This window comes from Clostridium perfringens ATCC 13124 (assembly GCF_000013285.1).
In the GTDB taxonomy this organism is placed as follows: domain Bacteria; phylum Bacillota; class Clostridia; order Clostridiales; family Clostridiaceae; genus Sarcina; species Sarcina perfringens.
Map to the genome: position 1 here is coordinate 598,205 of NC_008261.1, position 24,119 is coordinate 622,323.

Consider the following 24,119-nt stretch of genomic DNA (forward strand, 5'->3'; position numbering starts at 1 on the left):
AAATAAAAAGGAATTATTAAAAATGAAAGAAATATTAGATTTTTGTGTAAGTTTTTTTAGAAATCCAGCTTTATTTATGGGGCTTGTAGTAGCAATTGGTTTAATACTTCAAAGAAAACCAATAGATGCTATTTTAAAAGGCATATTTAAAGGAATAATAGGAATGGTAATTCTACTTAAGGGAGTAGATATAGTAGTTTCTTCAATTACTCCTTTAGCTAATGCCTTTTCAGGATTATTTAACACTCAAAGTAATAGTACATTAGGAGATTTTAATGTATTTTTAGGTCAGTATGGAAGCTATGTTGGATTAATACTTCTTTGCGGATTTGTAATCAACATAATTATTGCTAGATATACAAGATTTAAGACTATATACTTAACAGGAAATATATTATTTTGGTATCCAATGCTTTTCTTAGCTGTTGGTATTGAAAATAATGTAAGTGGATTAAAGTTATTCATATTCACATTAATTATGTATATTTTAGTTATAACAATATTCCCATATATACTAAGAAAACATGTTAAGTATGTAACTGGAAATGATAGTTTTACTATTGGACATACTGCCTCAATATATTGTTTATTAGGTTCTTATATAGGAAAACTTGTTGGACAAAAAGATAAAAATATAGAAAATTTAAATCTTCCAAAGTCTTTAAGTTTCTTTAGAGATACAAATATAACAGCGGCAATAGTTATGTTTATAGTTTATATAATAGTTGGTTTATTTATAGGAAAAGAAAGTAGAATAGCTATATATGGAAGTGAGCCACTTATTACTTATTCTTTAATTCAAGGAATAACTTTTGCAGCAGGTATGATAATACTTTTAACAGGGGTAAGAATGATTTTAGGAGAAATAATACCATCATTTAAAGGTATAGCAGATAAATTAGCGAAGGGTTCAATTCCAGCTTTAGATATTCCTATGATATTCCCATATGGACCAAATGCTTTATTAATTGGATTCATAATAGCACTTATAACAAGTATAGGTACTTTATTCTTATTAGGAGCATCAGGAGTATTAACCTTTGCTCTTATACCACTAGTAGTTGCATGTTATTTTGATGTTGCCCCAGGAGCTATTTTTGCCAATGCAAGAGGTGGATGGCCAGCAGCTATAATTACAAGTGCTTTAGGAGGAATAATCCTAATGGTATTAGCGGCTATTTCCTTAAATTTAGTAAGTGGAACTGTAGGAAACTTCATTCAAACATATGGAGGAAACGAATTCTCAATATGGGTAATAATAAGTGACTTAGTAGGAAAGATTTTTAGCATATAATAAAAGAGTTTAATTTAGAGATTAATATATAATATTTATTATAGGTAACAAATAAATAGGCCTTTATAAAACTTACAAACAGTATGAAGAGAATATCTAGATGAGCTTTAGTAATATCTTAGGAGTAATAATTATCCAAATGACTCAAATGTAACTAAAGTTCCACTCTATAAGTTCAAGGTTCCAAATTAAAATTTGGACTTTCACTTAAAATCTAGTAATTCTAAGAATATGTTTGTAAGTTTTATTTTTATATTTTTATACAGGGTTATATTTCATTTAATTGTGTTGAAAAGATTTATAATATGAAAAAAAGTATGTTATCATAGTAATTATTAAAAGGAGGAGGGTGCATTTATGGAGAATTTAAAAGGAATAGTATTTTTTGATGTAGATGGTACATTAATTGATTGCGGCAAAGGGCTATATAAACCTTCAAATAAAACTAAAGAGGCAATTAAAAAATTAAAAGAAAATGGATATTTAACAATTCTTGCAACAGGACGTCCAATGAGCTTTGTTGATGATGGATTAAAGGAATTAGAGTTAGATGGGTATATAGCATCTAATGGAACATATATAGAGTTAAATAATGAAGTCATTCTTAATGATGATATAAAATTAGAGAAATTAAAAGAGATAATGGATTATTGCGTTGAACATAATATTAACTTTATTTTAGAAGGACAAAAAACAAGTTATGTTTTAAATAATGATGTGGCTAAAAAAATGGTAGAAAATTTTTCTCTTCCAGAGGAAAGTTTTACTGGTGATTGGACAGAAGAGGAGCTTTCAGCAAATAAGCTTGTTATTGTTGATAATAATAAGGATGATTTTAAAGACATATTTGAAAGATTTAAGGATGAATTTGTATTTATGCAACATCCAGGACATTCATCTTATGATATGTATAGAAGAGGGTGCACAAAGGCTCATGGAATAGAACATTTAATAAAGGAGCTAGGATTAAGTGATAAGGATACTTATGCCTTTGGAGATGGAGAAAATGATATAGAAATGTTCCAAAGAGTTAAATATGGAATAGCAATGGGAGATGCCCATGAAACTTTAATACCACATGCATATAAGCAAACAGAAAATGTTCCAAATGAAGGAATATATAAGGCCTTATTAGAATTAGGCTTAATATAATAAAAATTATGAAGTGAGTGTATCAAAACAACTTTTAATAAAACTTACAAACAGTATGAAGAGAAATCTAGTAATTCTCTGAATATGTTTGTAAGTTTTATTTTTATATTTTGATATAGCTCTAGCAGCCACTTTATTCTATTTTAGAAAAAATGCTATTAAGTTCTTTGGCTAAATCTTTAATTCTTTCTAATTCCTCTGGTGAAAGGGATGATATTTTTTCTTCAAGATGCTTTTTAGTTTTTTCTCTTTGTTTTAAACAAAATTCATGCCCTTTTTCCGTTACTCTAACTCTGATGATTCTTCTATCATTAGGATCTGTAAATCTTTCAACTAAATTTTCTTGAATAAGTTTATCTATAATTGGAGTCATATTTGATTTTGATATAGATAAATTTTTGGCTATTTCTGAAACAGAAGCTTCCCCACCACAATGTAAATGAAATATAACTTTGGCATGTGATGGAGGAATAGACAATCTTTTAATAATATCATCATGACTAAATACTTTTCTATTTAAACACAATAATAATGTGTAAAGTTCTTCTGTAGCTCCCATTAAATTTTCTAGGGTATTCATTTTTTACCTCCTATTGTATTAAGTTTATAAATTTTAGTTGATGTATAATATAATAAATGAATAAATTTTAAAAGTTTTTAGTATTGTAGCAAAACACTTTATATTATAACCATATATAACTATTATACACCAAAAATAGTTATTGACATAGAATAGTTATGAAAATATAATTAATATTAAAATATAACTATTTATAAAGAAATAGATTTGAAAACTTTGTTTTAGTGAGTATTTATTTTTAAACATATTTTTAGAATTAACTTAATATCAAAGACAATATAAATTTAAAACATTATAAATTAAAAAAAGAAAAGAGGGAAATACATGTCAAAGCTAATTAAATACTTAAAACCATTTACGGCATCAATTTTAGCTGTTATAGTACTTCTTTTTGCTCAGGCAATGTTTGATTTATCTTTACCAGATTACATGTCAAACATAGTCAATGTAGGAATTCAGCAAGGTGGTATAGAAAATGCTGTTCCAAAAGTAATTAGTAAATCAGAATTTGATAAACTGACACTTTTTATGAGCAAAGATGAAAAAGAAAAAGTAGAAAGCAATTATACATTGTTAGATAAAGGTAACCTTTCTCAAAGTGAGTATGATGAATATGTAAAAGATTATCCAGCTTTAGAGAAGGAGAATATTTGTAAATTAAATACTAAAGATAAAGAGATAATTAATGAATTAAATCCTATTATGGGTAAAGCAATGATAGTTGTAGGTGGAATTGAAGAAAAAGGCCTACAAGGAGTAATGGGAAATTCATCTCTTACAGGAGCTTCTGATAATTCCAAGGCTAATATGGAAGAAAGTGCTCCTAAAGAAGGACAAATACAAGGAATGCCTGCTAATACAGATCCATTCTTTATGATTAAGAATATGCCAGAGGCACAAAAGAATGATATGCTTAAGCAAATTAATGAGAAATTTGAAAGTATGCCAGAGAGTATGGTTACTCAAACAGCGGCTACTTTTATTAAAGCTCAATATACTGATTTAGGCATGAATATAGAGAAGATACAAAGTCAATACATACTAAAAACTGGAGGAATAATGATTCTTTTAGCTTTTGGAAGTATGATTGCAGCAGTATCAGTAACATTAATAGCCGCAAGAGTGGCAGCAGGATTTGGAAGAAATCTTCGTAGTAAAGTTTTTGGAAAAGTTGTTAGATTTTCAAATGCAGAATTTGATAAATTTTCAACAGCTTCCCTTATAACTCGTAGTACAAATGATATTCAACAAATACAAACTCTTATGGTTCTACTTCTTAGAATAGTTTTCTATGCACCTATCTTAGGCCTAGGAGGTATTTTTAGAGTTGTAAAAACAGATACTGGAATGTCATGGATAATAGCTGTAGCCTTAGCTGCTATACTTTCTTTAGTAATAGTTTTATTTGGACTTGCTATTCCAAAATTCAAGTTAGTTCAAAAGCTTGTTGATAAACTTAACTTAGTAGCTCGTGAATCACTTACAGGAATGTTAGTAATCCGTGCCTTTAATACAGAAAAATATCAAGAGAATAAGTTTGATGGAGTAAATAAAGATCTTACTAGAACAAATCTTTTTGTTAGTAGAATAATGGGTGGAATGATGCCACTTATGATGCTTATAATGAATCTTATAACTATTCTTATAGTATGGGTTGGTGCTCATAATGTAAATGATGGAGTTATGCAAGTTGGGGACATGATGGCATTTATTCAATATACAATGCAAATCATAATGGCATTCTTAATGATATCTATGGTATCAGTAATGCTTCCAAGAGCATCAGTTTCAGGTCAACGTATAGCTGAGGTTTTAGAAACTAAAGAAAGCATAAAAGACCCTGAAAAGAATGATGAGTTTAATAAAAATAAAAAAGGATATATTGAATTTAAAAATGTTTCATTTAAATATCCTGGTGCAGAGGAATATGTTTTAAAAGATATTTCATTTACTGCAAAGCCTGGGGAAACAACTGCCTTCATTGGAGGAACTGGTAGTGGTAAATCTACTTTAGTTAATTTAGTACCACGTTTCTATGATGTTACAGAAGGTGAAATCTTAGTTGATGGAACAGATATAAGAAAAGTTTCTCAACATGATTTAAGAGAAAAAATAGGTTATGTTCCTCAAAAGGGAATATTATTCTCAGGTACTATAGAAAGTAACTTAAAATATGGTAATGAGGATGCACTTTTAGAAGAATTAGAAGAGGCTGCAAATATTGCTCAAGCTTCTGAATTTATAAATACTAAAGCTTTAAAATATGCAGAGGAAATTTCACAAGGTGGTACTAACGTATCTGGTGGACAAAAACAAAGACTTTCAATTGCTAGAGCTTTAGTAAAAAATCCTGATGTATATATTTTTGATGATAGTTTCTCAGCTCTTGACTTTAAAACAGATGCAGCTGTTAGAAAAGCTCTTAATGAGAAAACATCACATAGCACAATGCTTATAGTTGCACAAAGAATAAGCACAATTATGGGAGCTAATCAAATAATCGTACTTGATGAAGGTAAGATTGTTGGTAAGGGAACTCATAAAGAACTTCTAGAAAATTGTGAGGTTTATAAGCAAATAGCTTTATCTCAACTTTCAAAGGAGGAGCTAAGTAATGAGTAAAGAAAGAAAAGGCGGAATGGGCGGCCAAATGGGTAGAATGGGCGGAGGCCCAAGAGCCGTTGAAAAAGCAAAAGATTTTAAAGGAACAATGAAAAAGCTTGGGGTTTATTTAAAACCTTATAGTTTATCTATAGCTATTGTAATATTATTTGCTATAGGAAGTGCTGCCTTCTCAATTGTAGGACCTAAGATTTTAGGTAAAGCCACTACTAAAATATTTGAAGGTTTAGTTCAAAAGATAACAGGGGTACCAAATGCTTCTATAGATTTTGGATACATTGGAAATATAGCAATGATTTTAGTAGCTCTATACTTAGTAAGTTCATTATTTGGGATTATACAATCTTTTATAATGTCAGGAGTTGCTCAAAAGGTTTCTTATAATTTAAGAAAGCAAATATCAGAAAAAATGGATACTTTACCTCTTAATTATTTTGATACAAGAACAAATGGAGAAGTTTTATCAAGAATTACAAATGACGTTGATACAGTGAACCAAACTTTAAATCAAAGTTTATCACAGATAATAACTTCAGTGGTTACTTTAATTGGAGTATTAATAATGATGTTCTCAATAAGTTGGATTATGACTTTAGCAACATTTATAATACTTCCAGTTTCAATGGTTCTTATATCTTTAGTTGTTAAGAAATCTCAAAAATACTTTAAATCTCAACAAGAATACTTAGGTCATCTTAATGGTCAAGTAGAAGAGGTTTATGGTGGACACAATATAATGAAAGCTTTCAATAGAGAAGAAGCTTCAACTAAAGACTTTGATGAATTAAATAACACTTTATATAAATCAGCTTGGAAATCTCAATTCTTATCAGGTATGATGATGCCAATCATGTCTTTTGTAGGAAACTTAGGATATGTTTTAGTTTCAATACTTGGTGGATGGTTAACAATTAAAAGTGTTATAACAGTTGGGGATATACAAGCATTTATCCAATATGTACGTTCATTTAACCAACCAATATCTCAAATGGCTCAGGTTGCAAATATAATGCAATCAACAGCGGCTGCTGCTGAGAGAGTATTTGAATTCTTAGATGAAGAGGATGAGGTTAAAGATCCAGTTAATTCAGTAGATCCTTCAGAAATAAGAGGAGAAGTTGAATTTGAAGATGTTCATTTTGGATATAATGAAGATAAGATAATAATAAATGATTTCTCAGTAGATGTTAAACCAGGGCAAAAGGTGGCTATTGTTGGACCTACAGGAGCAGGTAAAACTACAATAGTTAAATTATTAATGAGATTCTACGATATAAACAGTGGAAGTATTAAGATTGATGGTCATGATATAAGAGACTTTAAGCGTGCTGATTTACGTAACTTATTTGGTATGGTTCTTCAAGATACATGGCTATTTAATGGAACTATAATGGAGAATTTACGTTATGGAAGACTAGATGCAACAGATGCTGAAGTTAAAGAAGCTGCTAAGGCTGCCCATGTTGATCATTTCGTAAAAACTTTACCAGATGGATATAATATGGTCTTAAACGAAGAAGCAAGTAATATATCACAAGGACAAAAGCAGCTTTTAACAATTGCTAGAGCTTTCTTAAAAGACCCTAAGCTATTAATACTTGATGAGGCTACAAGTTCAGTTGATACTCGTACAGAGCTTTTAATACAAAAAGCTATGGAAAAACTTATGGAAGGAAGAACAAGCTTTATTATAGCTCACAGACTTTCTACTATACGCGATGCAGACTTAATCCTTGTTATGAAGGATGGAGATATAGTTGAACAAGGAAATCATGAAGAGCTTCTAGAAAAAGGTGGATTCTATTCAAGCCTTTACAATAGCCAATTTGAACAAAGTAGTGCTTCATAAGAAATATAAACTTAAAATTTAAGATTATGAGATTTTAGAATAAGTTATTTTAAATTAGAGTTTTATAGAAGTATGTAATAAATTATTTTGGTTAAATAGTGTTAAAAAGTATTTTTTCTTAAAAATAGTATAAATAAAATATATGAATAATGTAGCTGATATGAATTTTAAGAATTTTAAATTTGTATCAGCTATATTTTTTTTATTTTAAAGTAGCTTATTTAATTGAAAGTAAGTTAATAAATTAAAAGTAATTAAAGTAAGATATTAATTTAAAGTAACTTATTTAATTTAAAGAAATTTATTTTAAGATAACTTTTTAAAGATTTAGTTTGATAGATATAATTTTAGTTATTACATAATGCAAAGAATCTAATATGATATAATTATATTTAGCTGAGATAAAATAATTATTAATAGCTTTTATTGCCTAGGTTTTTATTAAATAATTTTAATGAAAATAAGGTATTAAAAGTGAAATTTGTGAGGTTTTTTTATGAAGTTTAGGTTTTTATATGTTGGTGATAAAATCTTAAGTCATAGAGAAGAGGGGCTTTTTAGGGTTTTAAATTGTGAGGAATATTCTTTAAATAAAAAGGTTTTAGATTATAAAGAAATTTGTAATAGAAAAAAATATAAAAATGGATTTAGTGAAGAGAAGTTTAATAGGATTTATCTAAGTAAAAGAGGTTCTGTAATTAACTTTTATTCATTAGGAAGTAAAGAATTTAATGAAACTTATTTAAATGATACAAATAGGTTTAAGGATTTACTTGATTTAAATAAAAATAGTGAAAATGAAGAAATTAAAATAATTTTTTTTGATTTATTTAATAAAGATGCTAATAAGGATCAATTGTTTATAACTTCATTCATGAATAAATTAGGTGAAATTTTAAAGTATATAAATTGGGACAAGATATTAATAATATTTAATGAAGAGATTATATTTAATAAAGTTACTAATATAGATTCAAGATTTAGGGAGTGCTCTTTAGTATTAAATAATTATGATGTTAATTTAAATGAGTTTATTCATATTTTAATAGATTTCCTATTATTAAAGGATGATTTAGGAGATAAATGGACTGAATATAGAAAAAAAATAGCTAACTCTAAATTAACTCTTGGAAAGGTTAAGGGAGAGGATTTTTCAGGAGATGTAATTATGAGGATTTTAGGGGAGTTTTCTAAAATACAGAGAGATAATTTATTTAAATTAATATTAATGAGCAAAGAAGGAATAAATTTAAATGAGATAGCTCTTATAGAGGATGCTTTAAAAGAATACATATCCTTAGATTCTAAGTTGATAATTAAACAATTAACAAAGGATTTTTTTAATGATGAAGTAAGATACATACTTCTTTCTAAATAAAAAGAATAATAATTTTATAGTTAAAAGTTCTTAAGATGGCTTATAAAGCTGTTTTGAGGACTTTTTTTAGCTTTTAATAAATTTTGATTTTGTTAAATATTTAACTTAAATAACTTAAATAATTATTTAAAAACTTAAATAAATTGTTTGAAAAGGGCAAGGCTTGTACAATAATTCTTGTGAGAAGAAATTTCGACAAAAATCAACACAACTTTAAATGTTAAAAAAAACACAAAATAGGAGGAAGGTTAGTAATGTTAGAAATCATTCAAAAAACACTTACTGATAATGCAATCATAGGTGCAATATTTTCATCAATAGCAATTATATTCTTAGGATTTTATATTAGAAAAAGAAATATATTAACAGGGGCTGCATCTAAAATATTAACTAAGGTTGTATTAACAGTTGCAATTCCAGCATTAGCATTTACTTCATTCATGAAAGATATTAATCAAAAAGAATTACATGAAGGTATTAATATTCTAATATGGGGATTTGTAATTTACATATTATTAATTGTATTAACAAAGTTTATATTTGCAAGAGTTAAAGGGGACAAGCAAGACGTATTTAGAGTACTTACTATATTTGGATCAACAACTTTCTTTGGAGTTCCAATAGTTAAAGCAGTTTATGGTTCAGTTGGAGCTATGTACTCATCAATATTTAACATAGCATATAGAGTTTTCTTATATTCATATGGATACATCAAAATGTCAGGTGTAAAAATGGACAAAGAAAACTTAAAGAAAAACTTAAAAGAAATGTTACTAAATCCAGTAATTATAGCTACATTCTTAGGATTATTTATATGGTTATTCCAAGGTATGTTACCACAAGTTCAAATAGGTGATAAGAGTTATGCATTCTTAAGAATAGATCAAACATTACCTTGGTTATATAAACCACTTACATACTTAGATAAATTATGTTCACCACTTGCATGGTTAGCTATAGGTATTACTTTAGCAGAAGTACCATTTAAGCAAGCTGTAGGACAAAAAGAACCTTGGGTTTACAGTTTAATAAAAATAATATTAGTTCCAGTTATAAACTTAGGATTATTAGTAGTATTAAATAAAACAGGTATATTACCAGTTTCATTTGAAGGAATGGCTACTACAGTTATAATGTTAGCTACTCCAACTGCTACAGTGGCAGCAGCTTACGCAATAAGTTTTGATAAGGAAGCTTTATTAACATCAAACTGTTCATTACTATCAACAGTGGTTGCCGTAGTAGCAATGCCATTCTGGATAGTAATATTACAAATAATCAAAAACATAGGATTATTCGCTTAATAATATAAGCATTTAAAAACTAACAAACTTTTTAAAACTAAAAACATATTTTTCATATTAAATATAGTTCAATAATTATTGAATTTCGTGGAGAATTTCTATTCTTTATTCCATAGATTCAGCTAAAGCTCAAAAACTTGCTTCGCTTCAAACAGTTTTCGCTTTTTAACGCTGAATCTATTCCATAAAAAATGAAATTCTAAGCACTCATTCAAATATTATTTCACTTATATTTAATATGAAAAATTTAATTAGAAATTTAAATTAAAAGGATAAATAGAGATTTAAATAAAATAAAAAGATGGGGAAAAGAGGAGGTTTTTCGTATGATAAAATTAGTATGTTATGGAGTTAGAGAAACAGAGGTACCATACTTCCATAAGTTAAATGAAGAGTTCGGATATGATTTAACTTTAGTTGAAAAAAACTTAAACCATGAAAATGTAGAGGAAGCTATAGGGGCTGAGGCTATAATGGTAAGAGGAAACTGTATGGCTGATAGACAAAACTTAGAACTATTAAAGAGTAAGGGTCTTAAATATGTTTTAACTAGAACTGTTGGATTTGACCATGTTGATTTAGATGCTGCTAAGGATTTAGGATTACAAGTTGCTAGAGTACCAGGTTACTCACCAAATGCTATAGGAGAATTAGCTGTGAGTTTAGCTATGATGCTTTTAAGACATACAGCATACACTACTAATAGAACAAGCAATAAAAACTTTGTAGTAGATGGATTTATGTTTAGTAAAGAAATAAGAAACTGTACAGTTGGAATATTAGGAGCAGGTAGAATCGGATTAACAACTGCTAAATTATTTAAAGGGCTAGGAGCTAAGGTTGTAGCATATGATGTATTCCAAAGTGATGCTGCTAAGGAAATAGTTGAATTTATGCCTTTAGATGAAGTTTTAAAAGTTTCTGATGTAATATCAGTACATATGCCATATATAAAAGGGCAAAATTATCACATGATAAATGAAGAATTCATATCAAAAATGAAAAATGATGCTATTATAATCAACACTGCAAGAGGAGAATTACAAGATATAGAAGCTATAGTAAAAGCTCTTGAAGAAGGAAGATTAGGTGGATTTGGAGCTGACGTTTTAGAAGGTGAGTCAGCAGTATTCTTCAAAAACTTAGAGGGACAAAAGTTAGAAAATGAATCATATGAAAAATTAATAAGCTTATACCCAAGAGCTTTAGTAACTCCTCATATGGGTTCATATACAGATGAGGCTTTAAGAAATATGATAGGAATATCATATGAAAACTTAAAGGAGTATTTAGAGGGAAATACTTGTAAAAATGCAATAGCATAATAAATAGAGTATCTTTAAATTACTTTAATTAAGGTTAAAATTAAATAAGTTTACTAACAAAAGAAGTATATCAATAATTATGTTCTTAAGAAAATATAATCTATATTTTCTAGAGCTATAAATTATGATATACTCTTTTTTTATGAGATTTCCTAAGTTTAATTTAAATCTAAAATATATTTAAAAATTAAAAAAGTTGAAAATATGGGTTTAGAAAAAAGATTAGTGAAAAGTTAAAAATAGAATTGGAGTAATCTTTACAATATGATATAATTCCTTCACGGTGGTGAAAAATATGAAAGTAAAATTTGAAAATAAAATATTATTATGGGCTATACTTATAACTTTCATTCCACTAGCATTATCTTTTACTTTATTTATAGAAGATAAGCTTTCATATATGGATGAAGATGTAAGAAATACCTTAAAAGAGACTGCTTTTAGTATAAGTGAGATTCCTTTTATTCAGGAGGATCTTAGTAATGGAGAAATAAACTCAAGAATACAAGAATATACCAAACATTTTATTGAAGCCATAAATGATGTTGATATTATTGTTGTTGCTGATATGAGAGGGGTTAAGTATTCTCATTTAGATGAGAAGCAAATAGGACAGGTATTTGTTAATGAGGATAAGAAAGAGGTTTTAACACAAGGAAGTAGTTATTATTCTTTGATGAAGGGCTCTATGGGAGAAACTTTAAGGTGGTTTCAACCTGTAATGTACAATGGAAAACAAGTTGGTTTTATTATGGTAGGTAAATATTATAATGAGATTCAACTTTTAACCCATAAGACTTTAATAAAATATATGGGACTTTTTATTTTAGTTTTTTTAATTACTATATTAATATCTAAACTTTTTGCTAGAAAGGTTAAAAAGGCAATTTTGGGAATGGAACCAGAAGAAATTGCTGCCTTATATAAAGAAAAAAAGATAATATTAAATACAGTAAGCGAAGGTATTATTGCCTTAAATAAAAATAATGAAATAACAGAGATAAATGATAATTGCTATAAGCTTATAGATGGGTTTTCAAAGTATAAGGTATTGAAAAAATTATTACCTTATATAGAAGAAAATAAACCTGTAGAAATGAAAGAAATTATACTTCAGGGGAAGAAGGTATTTGTAACTATACAACCTATTATGAAAAAGGGTGAATATTTAGGTTCTGTAATAACTTTAATGGATAGAAATGATATTAGAAAAATTGCAAAAGAGATAACTGGAGTTGATGAGGTTGTTAAGAATCTAAGAGCTAATGTCCATGAATTTAGAAATAATCTACATGTAATTTTAGGATTAATTCAACTAGGTGAATATGAAGAAGCTAGAAAATACATATTAAAAACTCAAAAGGTTCATGAAAATAACTCTTTAAAATTTTCAAACGTAGAGGATTATTACGTGAGAGGATTACTTTTAAGTAGAGAGTTAGTTGCTAAAGAAAGAGGAGTAAACTTTATTCTAACAGAGGAATCATTTTTATTTGGAAATCATAATTATGTTGATTCCTATGATATTGTTACTATTTTAGGTAACTTAATAGAAAATGCTTTTGATTCTTGTGTATGTTCAAGTAGTTATAACAAGGAAGTTGAGGTTACTTTATATGAAGATGATGAAAAGATAGAATTGCAAGTTAGGGATAATGGGAAACCTATAGATAATAATATAAAGGAAAGAATATTTGAATTAGGAGTTTCCTCAAAGGGAGAAGGAAGAGGAACAGGATTATCATTAGTTAAGAATAGAGTTGAGCTTTATGATGGTTGTATTGATATTGAGGAATTCAATGAAGAGAAAATATTTATTATAACTATTTTAAAAGGAGAAAAATAATGGGAAAGAAAATACTTATAGTAGAAGATGATCCAATGGTGGCTCTTATTAATAAAAGATTTTTAGAAAATATGGGCTTTAAAGATATATTAGGACCAGTACAAACTGAAGAGGAAATAATAAAGGTATTAGATAAAGAAAATATTGATTTAATTCTTTTAGATGTATATCTTCCTAAGAAAAATGGTATTGATATATTAAAAAGTTTAAGATACAAGAAGTATTTAACTGATGTAATAATGATAACTGCTGCCAATAGTGTTGAAGAGGTGAAAAGAGCCTTTGCTTATGGGGTAACTGATTACTTAGTTAAGCCCTTTGAATTTGAGAGGTTTGAGGAGGCTATAAATAAGTATAAACAAAAAAATAATCTTTTAAATAAGAGAGAGGCTTTAAGTCAGCAGGATATAGATGTTATTTCAAAATCTTTAGAGGAAAAGATTGAATTACCTAAGGGATTAAATCAAAAAACTTTAGATAGGATAATGGAGTTTTTAAAAGAAAACCAAGGGAAGGTTTGGACACTAAGAGAAATAGCCTATGAGTTAAAAATAAGCAATGTAACAATAAAAAAATATATGGATTACTTAGAGGATGTTAAAAAGGTAAATGTAACACTAACTAGCGGGAATGTTGGGAGACCTGAATATAAATATACTCTAGGCTAATAAATAAATAGTTTCATAGAAAATATTTCCTGATTTGTATAGTATAATTATATTAGAAATACTTATTAGGAGGGGATAGTGTGGAATATAACAAGCATAGATATTTAGGATTTTTAGGATTACTTTCACTAATTGGACTTAAGGGATTTACAGGAGGAAATGCCCTATGGTATATTTTCTTTCTTAATTTCTTATGGTTTACACTTTTTTATGAGAACAGTTGGTTATATGTAGGAGCTCCCTTTAAGTTTAATAAATAAAATATTTTTGTTTATAGTATATTTTCTTAATTAAAAGAGCTTAAAAATAAGTTTTGTAATTTTTCCTTGGGGAAACTATACTATAATTAGATGAAGATGCAAATCATACACATTTGCATTTAAAAAAACACATGAAAAATAGGTGGGGGAGAAAAAAATGAATAAAAGAAAGATTGTTGCTAGTATTTTAACGACCTCTTTATTAGTTACATCGCTGGTTGGGTGTGTTGGATCAAATAATAAGGCCAATACAAGTAGTAATGATTCAAAAGTTCAAGAAAGTGTTGAAAATCAAAGTGATTTTAATGATTTAAGAACTTATGTAGGAAAGACTTACAATGAGGTTTCAGAAAATAAGGGAACTGGAAATGAAAATATAGAAGAGGTTGCAGGAAAAAAAGTTATTGTTTCCTCAAGCTATTCTACAAGAATGTTTAATTATAATGCAAACTTAATACTAGAACTTGATGATTCAAAAAATATAAGTGCAGTAAGTGTTCACTTTAAAGGAATAGAGCCAGAAAATATATTAGAAAACATAAAGAAGGTATTAGGTGAGCCGAAAATTAGCAAGGATAAGGAAAATGGTGATTCTAAAGTTTATTCATGGGAAAAAGATGGATACCAATATAAGCTTTCACAAGTTGGAGAAGAAACTATAATCACTGTAAATAAGAGTGCTATTTAATTTATTTCATTTTTAATATTTAAAAATAAGAATAGCATATATCAGTATTGATTTTAGATAGAACTTTAAGTATGAAGTAAAGAGCTATCTAAAATAAAACCTAAAATAAAATTATGGTAGAAATGTAGAGAATTAAGGGGTTTATAGTTTTAGACTATAAATTTCTTAATTTTTTTATGCTTTAAAGATAATAATTCTAATAAAATAAATAATAGTTTATTAGAATTATTTTTATTTTAGAGGGTTTTTAAAAATAGTGCAGGATATGGCTTAATACATAGAAAATATATTGAGTATTAGGTAAAATAAGAAATTTCAACTTTAAATCATAATAAATGAGACTTTATTAATTTTTACAAAGACCTAGCTTCAGAGTAACATGGTGGTAAAGGTAAGGATAAATTTAATCCAATATCTTTAATATAAAAATTTACCTATGCAATAAAAAATAAGGAGGATTTTATATGTCAAAACACCATAGAATAAGTCATTGTGATGCAGAACATACAATGAAAATAGAAAAAGAAAAAATGGCCGAAGTAAGAAAAGAAGAAGAAAAAATGGCTAATAAAGTTAAATGCCATAAAAAATCTTGTGGCAAATAATTAAGTTCATAAACCTAAAAGTCAAAGCATGTTATGTAAGGATAGAGATAAATTTATTAAATAGTAAATTAATCTCTATCCTTAATTTTCTTAATAAGAAATGAATTTTTAAGAGTTAGTCAATTTAACTTTTCATATAAAAAATCAATATTACACTAATTGAAATTATAATTTTCATAAAATTTTGTTATGGATATTTTAAGATGTTATATAAAAATAAATATAAAATTAGTGAAATAAATTTACTTAAATTGGAGTAAAATATAAAGAACATATTTATGTTAATAAATTTTAATAGTAATATACCATTGATTTATGCAAATATTTATGATAAAGTTTTAAAGTGTTTAACAAACTTTGTTTCCATATGAGGGAGTAGTTAGCTCAAGTTGAATGAGTGATTAAGTCAACAAATTGACCAAAGAGCTTTGGTCTGGCTTAATCTTAAATAGCGAGACTTATATGCAGTTTTTTGCTGCATATAGGTCTTTTTTTATAAAGTTTTTATAAGTAGGAGGATATATTATGAGTATTTTATCTATTGTTTTAACTGGTTTTGGCCTTGCTATGGATGCTTTTGCCGTATCAGTTGCTAAGGGAATAACCCTTACTAGAGTAAAAGCTAAAGATGCATTAAAAGTTGCTTTATTCTTTGGAGGATTTCAAGCACTTATGCCTTTAATAGGATGGGGAGCTGGGAGATATTTCGCTGATTATATAAAAGCCTTTGATCATTGGATAGCATTTATATTATTAGGTTTCATAGGGGGAAAAATGATTTTTGAAGCTTTAAAAGAAGATGATGAAGAAAAAGCTGAGGTTGCAGTATCAATGGAAGTTAGCAAAAATAAAGAGAGAGAATTTGCTAATATGAAACGCAAAGAGGAGCTAAGTGCTAAAAATCTTACAGTATTAGCTATTGCAACTAGTATTGATGCCTTAGCAGTTGGGGTTAGTTTTGCATTCTTAGGTATTTCTATAGTTCAAACTATAATAATAATTGGTATTATAACTTTTGTTTTATGTTTTTTAGGGGTAATAATAGGTGAAAAATTAGGAGATATATTTAAAAACTATGCTGAAATAGTAGGTGGAGTTATATTAATTCTTATAGGTATAAATATATTATTAGAACATACAGGAATTATTGAAAAGTTATTTTCTTAGTATCATAATTAAGGTAAGGATACATATATAACTTTATCTTAGGTTGAAACTTAAAATCACTATTTTTTAAACAAGAGAAAAAAATATTACTTGTAATAATACATTAACAAGTGATATAAATATATAGGTAGATTTTAGAATAATAATTTTAATTAAATATATTTGTGTTAAATATGGTTTAGAGTTATAAACAACTAAGGAGGTAATTTACATGTACGTTGCATTTGGAAACAGAGTGTTAGATAGTGAAGAAATAAAAAAAGAAATAGAACTTAATACTGATGCTAAAGTTGTAAGTGATTTATGTAAGAGCTCAAAAAGAGAAGATATAATTGCTTTTAAACTAAGCATAGATATGGATATTTTAAGAGGTCTTATGAAAGAGAATTCTGATCTTAAAGATTTAAATGATGAAGAGTTATTTGAAGATTATTTAGATTTAGCAGAAGAGGTTGCTGGAATGATATTTGAATACATGCCAGAAGATGCTATATTAGATATAAGATCATATAAATGGGATATGTCTTACAATGATGTAAAATTAATAATGGTAATGGCTCATGAAGATCTTGGAATAGCTAAGGTTAATGATGTTATGAAGAGATTATTAAGACAAGTAGATTAATTTTAAATGGTGAAATAAACTTTTAAATTAATTTTTATAAAATAAGTTTTATATGAATTAGATAATTAAAATCTATAAATGTTATTTGTTTTTCTAACATTTATAGATTTTTTTAGTGTGTTTTTAATAAAGAAATTTATGAAATATTTATTGGAAATACTTTTGGTTGTAGAAAAAATATAAAATTTAGTATAATAAAATTATTAATTTGTTGTGAATAAAAATTAAAGAATAAATGAATGTTTTAATTCATGTAATTTTTATAGGTACGATTAGTTAAAATATTTTAGTGATTTAGTAGGTGATTAAGATGAAACTTTTAAGTTTAAATACGGAAATACTAGGTTTTGATACTTCTTCTGAATTTGCAAAAGAATTAAATTTAAATGAAAAAGACCTAGTTTTTACAAACAGAAGAATATATGAAGGAAGTTTTAAATCTTTAGATTTAAAATGTAATTATGTCTTAAAGGACAAATATAATTTCAATGAACCTAATGATGAAATTATAGATGAAATTTTTAAAGATATAAAAAATATAGATTTTAATAGAGTTATAGCTATTGGTGGAGGATCAATTCTAGATGTAGGTAAACTTTTAGCTTTAAAAGATGTAGATAGTACAAAGAAACTATTTAAAAGAGAACTTCCTATAATAAGAGATAAGGAGCTTATTATAGTTCCTACAACTTGTGGTACTGGTAGTGAGGTAACAAACATATCTATTGTGGAAATAAAGAGTGAAAATACTAAGTTAGGTTTAGCAGTAGATGAACTTTATGCAGATAAAGGAGTTTTAATTCCTGAACTTTGTAAAACAATGCCTTATAAAGCTTTTGTTTATAGTTCTATTGATGCATTAATACATAGTATAGAAGGATTTTTATCTCCAAACTCTACTCCTTACACAGATTTATTTGCTTTTAAAGCAATTGAAATGATTTTAAGTGGATATAAAGAGATAATAGAAAAAGGTGAAGAGTATAGAAATACTATAATGGATAAATTTTTAATTGCAAGCAATTATGCAGGAATAGCCTTTGGAAATGCAGGAGTTGGTGCAGTTCATGCCTTATCTTATCCTTTAGGAGGAAAATATCATGTTCCTCATGGAGAGGCAAATTATCAATTTTTAATGGCAGTATTAAATTTCTACAAGAAAAACAATGGTGATGGAAAAATTAGCGAATTAACAAAATTAATAAGCAGTATTATAAATGCAAAGGAAGAGGATTGTTATTTAGAGTTAGAAAACTTATTAAATAATCTTATTAGAAGAAAAAATTTAAAAGAATATGGTATGACAATTGATGAAATTGAAAAATTTTCTCATAGTGTAATGAAAAATCAACAAAGATTACTTAAAAATAATTATGTATCTATGGAAATAAAAGATATGGAGGAAATTTATAAATCTCTATATTAGGAGGCATTATGAAATTTTTTAGGATGATTTTAATTGCTGGAGAAGTTTTGCTTGTAATTTTGTTGCTTTTAGGTATTGTGTTTAAAGTAGCTGAATGTGAAAAGAAGGATAAAAGTTTAAGTAATATTAAAGAACAACATATTAAATTGGATGATGAACAACAAGAAAAATTACTATATTGTAGTATTATCAGATAATAATTTTAAATAGTTAATGGGAAGGAGAGGTACTTGTGGTTTTAGTACTTACATTTATTTTATTTTTAATGATATTTTTAATAATAGTAGATTTCTTTGCTATATTATTTAGACTTACAGGGGTGCCAATAGAAAAAGCCAGATTTCAAGTTACATCTCTTTTGACAGGAACAGGTTTCACAACAAAAGAAAGTGAGATAATAGTTCAACATCCTACTAGAAGAAAGCTTGCTATTTGGCTTATGGGATTTAGTTATGCCAGTACAGCAACTATTATATCTTTTGCAGTAAATATAATAACTAGTAGTGTTATAGATGTAGGTTCCATAGCTGTAATTGTTCTTTTTATTATATTTGTTTTGTTCTTTCATAAAAGTTCTTTATTAGAAAAGTTTGAAAATAAAATTGAGAAATTTATTGTTCAATCTAAAATTTGGGACAAGATTAATTCAAAGCATTTAACTTTAATAACTAACACTAAAGGCTTTGGAGTTTATGAAATATATCTTTCAAACAAGGCAACACTTATTGGAAAGAGCATAAGAGATAGTGATCTTAAAGCAAATGAAATAGAAGTTTTAAATATAGATAAAGGAGACAAGTTTGTTAATTTCCCAACTCCTGATTATACTTTTGAAGTTTGTGATAAGGTAACAGTGTATGGTAATGTAAAAAATATAAAGGCTATGTTTAAGCATATAAATGAAGTTAAATAACAAAATGGGCGTATATTAAAATAACTTTTTATAAAACTTACAAACAGTATTGTTTGTAAGTTTTATTTTTTATATTTTGATACAGACCCATTTTTAAAATTATTTATAGCCTAATTAGATTTTTAAGTTATTTAGATTTTTAATCATTTTATTTAAAACTTCATCAAAAAACATAAGTTCTTCATCTTTTAAATCTTCTAATAGTAACTTAAAAAATCTATTACTTACTTTGTTTAAAACATTAAGTGTTTCATTGGCAGAGGGAGATATGTATAATCTAAATATTCTTTTGTCTTTGTCATCTTTTTTTATTGATAGCATTTCTTTTTTTAATAAGCTTTCTATAGATCTTGAAATTAATCCCTTAGAAAGACCAGAAAATTCAACTATATCCTTTGCAGTATTATATTCTAAATTTTCCTGTAAGAAAACTAATATTTCAAATTCATTATGCGTTAATCCCAAATCATTTAATGTTGGTGAAATAAATTTTTTATATGTTTTTTTGGCTTTAGTAAAAGAAACTAAAAAAGCATTTCCATTAGGATTAAGAGCTTTTAAATCCATTAACCTTCCTCCTTGAATAGTTCAATTGTAAACTTTATATAAATTATACCTTAAATTGGTTTATAAGTAAACTATATATTTCTTATTTAAATCATATAATCATTATACATATGAAAATATACTTTTTTAATAATATTTTTCAAAGTTTAATGTAGAAAAGATTAATATTTTTTAATTAAGTTAATAATATAAGGATAAAATAGTAAAAAATTACTATAACATATTTATAAATTTATTTAGGAGAGGAAAAACATTGGAGTTTAAAAATAATAAAATTAAAGATTATATTTTTTTATCAACATATATAATACTTTTAATATTCTTTTTTATAAATATAAAGGATATTATGAACTTTCTTTATAAGTTTTTAGGAATACTAAAGCCTTTTATATGGGGAATAGCCATAGCTTTTATTCTTAATATTCCAGTGAAATTAATAGAAAAAAACTTAGGAAATGGTAAGTTCTTTAAAGGAATGAAAAGAAGTTTTTCAATAACTTTAACATTTCTTTTCTTTATATTAGCTATAACATTATTTATATTATTTGTAATTCCTCAATTATTAAGTAGTATTTCAACTTTAATGAATAGTATTCCAGAATACTTATCTCAATTTGAAAAGTTTTTAGAGGTGAATGCAATAAATAATTCACAGTCACAAGTTATGATGCAAAATATAATTAATGAGTTACTAAATATGTGGAAAGAAATATTAAAGGTAACAAGTCAAATAGTAGGAACCTCCTTAGGTTATTTATTAGACTTTACCCTAGGAATAACTTATGGAGTAATAAATTTCTTTTTATCCTTAATTTTAGCTATATATATGCTAGCAAGTAAAGAAATCTTAATAAGTCAACTAAAACTTATAATATATGCTTTTGTTAGTAAAAATAAGGCAGATAGAATTATAGAACTAGGTAATATGTGTAATGAAATGTTTTCTAAATTCATATTAGGGCAGTGCACAGAGGCACTAGTTATAGGAGTCTTATGCTTTATAGGTATGATAATTTTAAAAATGCCATATGCCTTATTAATAAGCGTAGTAATTGGGGTAACAGCATTAATACCTGTTTTTGGAGCCTTTTTAGGTACAATACCCTCAGCATTTATAATACTAATAATAGATCCTATTAAGGCTCTTTGGTTTATTATATTTATAATAGTTCTTCAGCAATTAGAAGGAAATCTAATATATCCAAGGGTTGTTGGAAGTTCTATAGGACTATCTGCCCTGTGGGTTATGTTTGCTATGATAGTTGGAGGAAGTTTATTTGGAATAATAGGAATGTTAATAGGAATTCCTATCTTTGGTGTAGTCTTTAAAATCTTAAAGAGAGTAGCTAATAGGAAGATAAATGAAAAGGGAATTGAAAGAAGATAATTTAAGATATTCATTTTAAAGCAGTTTATTATAAATAGGCTGCTTTTTTATTTTGATTTTTTTAAGGAGGTATAATAAGGAAAATTAATAAAGTGATAAAATTCGACAATTAAACTTGGTAGTTTGTTAAAATGTTTCTATTAGATATAGAAGTTTTAAGCATATGTTTTTCTATAAAAAACAATTGTGTTGTTATGATACACATAGAAAAATGGAGTATTTAAGAGGAAATATAATCAAATTATTAAGAAACTTGCAATAATTTGTTAAGAGTAAGTTTGATTACAAGTAAAAATGTATTTATAATTAAAAATGTGTTAACGAAATAATAAGTTTAATGATAAATTCATATAAATTGATAATTTGAATGAGGTCATAATTAAAAGAGGGGGATCAATATAAAATGGCAGAGGCAATTAAATCTACTGATTTTGAGGTAGAAAAAGGCAATGGACGATTAAAGCATCCAGCAGGACTATACCTTTTATTCTTCACAGAAATGTGGGAAAGATTTAGTTACTATGGAATGAGAGCTTTATTAATGCTTTACTTAACAGCATCATTTGTGACTGGCGGATTAGGATATGATGTACCTAGTGCAGCTAGAATATATGGAGCTTATACTTTTTTAGTTTACTTTACACCAATAATTGGTGGAGAAATAGCAGATAAGTTTTTAGGACAGAAAAAATCAATTATGCTTGGGGCAGCAGTAATGATTTTAGGTAACTTAACTTTATTTGGATGGCAAACTAGATGGGCTTTATACTTAGGATTAGGGTTCATAATAGTAGGAAATGCTTTCTTTAAACCAAATATATCAACAATAGTTGGTCAATTATATGAAGATGGTGACAAGAGAAAAGATTCAGCTTTCACAATATTCTACATGGGAATAAACTTAGGATCTTTAATAGCACCAATAATATGTGGATTATTAGCAGAAAACTTTTTTGCTACAAAATCAGGAGAAGTAATACTTCACTATGGATTTAGATACGGATTCTTAGCAGCAGGTATAGGTATAATATTAGGAGAAATTATCTTTATAACTTTATCTCCAAAATACTTAGCACATGTTGGTGAAATTAAAAGAGAAAAAAATAAAAAAGATGTTGCAAAAGAAAAGAAACCTTTAACTAAGCAAGAGAAGAAGAGAGTTGCAGTTATATTAATACTTGCATCATTCGTTGTATTCTTCTGGGCAGGATTTGAACAAGCAGGTACAACTTTAACATTATTTGCTGAAAATGCAACTAATAGAAGTTTATTTGGATGGACAGTACCAGTAGCATTCTTCCAATCTATAAACCCATTATTTATACTAATATTAGCACCATTATTCTCAAAATTATGGTTTACACTTGCTAACAGTAAAAGAGGGGATTTATCAATCCCAACTAAAATGGCTATGGGTATGATAGTTTTAGGATGTGGATTCTTATTAATGGTTTTCGCAACTATGTCATTAGGTGGAAATGTTGAAAATCCAGCAGTTAAAGCTAGTATGTTCTGGTTAGTAGGAACTTACTTATTTAACACAATGGGAGAACTTTGTTTATCACCAATAGGACTTTCAATGGTAAGTTCATTAGCACCAGCTAAATACGCTTCATTATTAATGGGTGTATGGCTTGCTAGTAACGGAGTAGCAAACTACTTATCAGGATTCATAGCATCATTTGTTGAAAAACTAGGAGCTTTAGAACTATTTGGTTCAATAGCTGGAGTAAGTATAGTATTAGGTTTAGTACTATTACTATTAAGCAAAAAGATTACAGCTATGATGGAATAAAATGATATTAAAATTAAATCTCTTTAAGAAGATTTGAATAATTAAATTAGGATATTTAAGTTTTATATAAGAAAAGACACATTAATAAAATAATGTGTCTTTTTTGTATCTTAAAAATTTTTATTTTAAATTTATTTTAGTTAATTTAAGTTAAGTATTTTTTAAACTCTAAAATATTCTTCATCTAAGTATAAAAGCATTTCTTCAGTTATAGGAACTGACAATCCTGCATAGTCTGAAAATCTTTGGATCTCATCTTCTTTTTCTTCTTTTTTTAGCTCGTGATGATGTTTAATTTTTTTGCCAGCTTTCTTTTCAAGGTCTTTCCACTCTTTATAAACTTTTACTAAATCTTCTTTTAACTTATTATCGCTCATGAAAAACATCTCCTTAAATAAATGTATTATTATAATATTCTTCTAATTCAAGTATTTCTTTTTCTGTCAATGGTGTATCAATTTTAGCGAATTCAGAAAATTTCTTTGTTATAAGTTTTATTTGCTCTTTTTCTAACTTTTTAAAATCATGATTTAATTTTAATTTTTCAAAAAAGCTTTTTTCAGAAACTCTCCATTTACTATAGAGATCTAATAACTCCTTCTTTATTTTTTCCTCTCCCATAAAATTCAACTCCTTATAAATTTTATAAATATATTATATAATAAAAA

General features: G+C 26.9%; 23 protein-coding genes. 19 read left to right on the forward strand and 4 right to left on the reverse strand.

The genetic code is table 11. From position 1 onward, the window contains the following. Positions 1–22 precede the first annotated feature (22 nt). On the forward strand, positions 23–1,294 hold the full coding sequence (locus CPF_RS02520; RefSeq protein ID WP_003455659.1) for a PTS ascorbate transporter subunit IIC: 1,272 nt from the start codon (positions 23–25) through the stop codon (positions 1,292–1,294). 357 nt (positions 1,295–1,651) lie between these two features. Next, the gene (locus tag CPF_RS02525) at positions 1,652–2,446 is read left to right on the forward strand and encodes a Cof-type HAD-IIB family hydrolase (protein ID WP_011590233.1); all 795 of its coding nucleotides are present in this window, start codon (positions 1,652–1,654) and stop codon (positions 2,444–2,446) included. A gap of 133 nt (positions 2,447–2,579) precedes the next feature. Here the strand turns inward: CPF_RS02525 and CPF_RS02530 are convergent, their stop codons facing one another. After that, positions 2,580–3,026, reverse strand: a complete 447-nt coding sequence (locus tag CPF_RS02530) for a MarR family winged helix-turn-helix transcriptional regulator (protein ID WP_003478780.1) — start codon at positions 3,024–3,026, stop codon at positions 2,580–2,582. Positions 3,027–3,350: 324 nt separating this feature from the next. Between CPF_RS02530 and CPF_RS02535 the strand changes: the two genes are divergently transcribed. The 15 genes from CPF_RS02535 to CPF_RS02600 all read left to right on the forward strand — a co-directional run bounded on the left by CPF_RS02535 (position 3,351) and on the right by CPF_RS02600 (position 19,702). Beyond that, the gene (locus CPF_RS02535) at positions 3,351–5,648 is read left to right on the forward strand and encodes an ABC transporter ATP-binding protein (RefSeq protein WP_011590234.1); all 2,298 of its coding nucleotides are present in this window, start codon (positions 3,351–3,353) and stop codon (positions 5,646–5,648) included. After that, positions 5,641–7,497, forward strand: a complete 1,857-nt coding sequence (locus CPF_RS02540; protein WP_011590235.1) for an ABC transporter ATP-binding protein — start codon at positions 5,641–5,643, stop codon at positions 7,495–7,497. The genes CPF_RS02535 and CPF_RS02540 overlap by 8 nt, the downstream gene beginning before the upstream one ends. A gap of 496 nt (positions 7,498–7,993) precedes the next feature. Beyond that, positions 7,994–8,875 (forward strand): hypothetical protein, encoded by an 882-nt coding sequence (locus CPF_RS02545; RefSeq protein WP_003478774.1) that lies wholly within the window; start codon positions 7,994–7,996, stop codon positions 8,873–8,875. A 254-nt stretch (positions 8,876–9,129) separates the two neighbouring features. Continuing rightward, positions 9,130–10,179 (forward strand): AEC family transporter, encoded by a 1,050-nt coding sequence (locus CPF_RS02550; RefSeq protein ID WP_003449992.1) that lies wholly within the window; start codon positions 9,130–9,132, stop codon positions 10,177–10,179. Between the two features lie 326 nt (positions 10,180–10,505). Continuing rightward, positions 10,506–11,504 (forward strand): 2-hydroxyacid dehydrogenase, encoded by a 999-nt coding sequence (locus tag CPF_RS02555; protein ID WP_011009879.1) that lies wholly within the window; start codon positions 10,506–10,508, stop codon positions 11,502–11,504. A gap of 295 nt (positions 11,505–11,799) precedes the next feature. After that, the gene (locus CPF_RS02560; RefSeq protein ID WP_011590236.1) at positions 11,800–13,350 is read left to right on the forward strand and encodes an ATP-binding protein; all 1,551 of its coding nucleotides are present in this window, start codon (positions 11,800–11,802) and stop codon (positions 13,348–13,350) included. Further along, positions 13,350–14,018, forward strand: coding sequence for a response regulator (locus tag CPF_RS02565; RefSeq protein WP_003471331.1), 669 nt, complete (start codon positions 13,350–13,352; stop codon positions 14,016–14,018). Before CPF_RS02560 ends, CPF_RS02565 begins: the two co-directional genes overlap by 1 nt. 80 nt (positions 14,019–14,098) lie before the next feature. Then, positions 14,099–14,278, forward strand: a complete 180-nt coding sequence (locus tag CPF_RS02570; protein WP_003450214.1) for a hypothetical protein — start codon at positions 14,099–14,101, stop codon at positions 14,276–14,278. A gap of 157 nt (positions 14,279–14,435) precedes the next feature. Continuing rightward, positions 14,436–14,966, forward strand: a complete 531-nt coding sequence (locus tag CPF_RS02575) for a hypothetical protein (RefSeq protein WP_003461219.1) — start codon at positions 14,436–14,438, stop codon at positions 14,964–14,966. 464 nt (positions 14,967–15,430) lie between these two features. Then, positions 15,431–15,571: a hypothetical protein gene (locus tag CPF_RS14940; RefSeq protein WP_011590237.1), complete on the forward strand. Its 141-nt coding sequence runs from the start codon at positions 15,431–15,433 to the stop codon at positions 15,569–15,571. Between the two features lie 525 nt (positions 15,572–16,096). After that, a complete protein-coding gene (locus CPF_RS02580) occupies positions 16,097–16,738 on the forward strand; it encodes a manganese efflux pump MntP (protein WP_011590238.1) in 642 nt (213 codons plus the stop codon). 211 nt (positions 16,739–16,949) lie between these two features. Then, the gene (locus tag CPF_RS02585) at positions 16,950–17,363 is read left to right on the forward strand and encodes a hypothetical protein (RefSeq protein WP_003471360.1); all 414 of its coding nucleotides are present in this window, start codon (positions 16,950–16,952) and stop codon (positions 17,361–17,363) included. A gap of 310 nt (positions 17,364–17,673) precedes the next feature. Beyond that, positions 17,674–18,789, forward strand: coding sequence for a 4-hydroxybutyrate dehydrogenase (locus CPF_RS02590; RefSeq protein WP_003474476.1), 1,116 nt, complete (start codon positions 17,674–17,676; stop codon positions 18,787–18,789). 8 nt (positions 18,790–18,797) lie between these two features. After that, positions 18,798–18,986 (forward strand): hypothetical protein, encoded by a 189-nt coding sequence (locus CPF_RS02595; protein ID WP_003449870.1) that lies wholly within the window; start codon positions 18,798–18,800, stop codon positions 18,984–18,986. Between the two features lie 35 nt (positions 18,987–19,021). Further along, positions 19,022–19,702 (forward strand): TrkA C-terminal domain-containing protein, encoded by a 681-nt coding sequence (locus CPF_RS02600; protein ID WP_003449949.1) that lies wholly within the window; start codon positions 19,022–19,024, stop codon positions 19,700–19,702. Between the two features lie 114 nt (positions 19,703–19,816). Here the strand turns inward: CPF_RS02600 and CPF_RS02605 are convergent, their stop codons facing one another. Then, positions 19,817–20,269: a MarR family winged helix-turn-helix transcriptional regulator gene (locus CPF_RS02605; RefSeq protein WP_003455298.1), complete on the reverse strand. Its 453-nt coding sequence runs from the start codon at positions 20,267–20,269 to the stop codon at positions 19,817–19,819. Between the two features lie 253 nt (positions 20,270–20,522). Here CPF_RS02605 and CPF_RS02610 point away from each other — a divergent pair, with 253 nt between their 5' ends. Together CPF_RS02610 and CPF_RS02615 are read left to right on the forward strand one after the other, a co-directional pair. Continuing rightward, the gene (locus tag CPF_RS02610) at positions 20,523–21,656 is read left to right on the forward strand and encodes an AI-2E family transporter (RefSeq protein WP_003478759.1); all 1,134 of its coding nucleotides are present in this window, start codon (positions 20,523–20,525) and stop codon (positions 21,654–21,656) included. 403 nt (positions 21,657–22,059) lie between these two features. Then, a complete protein-coding gene (locus tag CPF_RS02615) occupies positions 22,060–23,451 on the forward strand; it encodes a peptide MFS transporter (RefSeq protein WP_003450292.1) in 1,392 nt (463 codons plus the stop codon). A 161-nt stretch (positions 23,452–23,612) separates the two neighbouring features. Here the strand turns inward: CPF_RS02615 and CPF_RS02620 are convergent, their stop codons facing one another. Both CPF_RS02620 and CPF_RS02625 read right to left on the reverse strand, forming a co-directional pair. After that, entirely contained in the window at positions 23,613–23,828 is a 216-nt protein-coding gene (locus CPF_RS02620) for a hypothetical protein (protein WP_003449914.1), read from the reverse strand. A gap of 13 nt (positions 23,829–23,841) precedes the next feature. Next, positions 23,842–24,072, reverse strand: coding sequence for a hypothetical protein (locus tag CPF_RS02625; protein WP_003450005.1), 231 nt, complete (start codon positions 24,070–24,072; stop codon positions 23,842–23,844). Positions 24,073–24,119 lie beyond the last annotated feature (47 nt).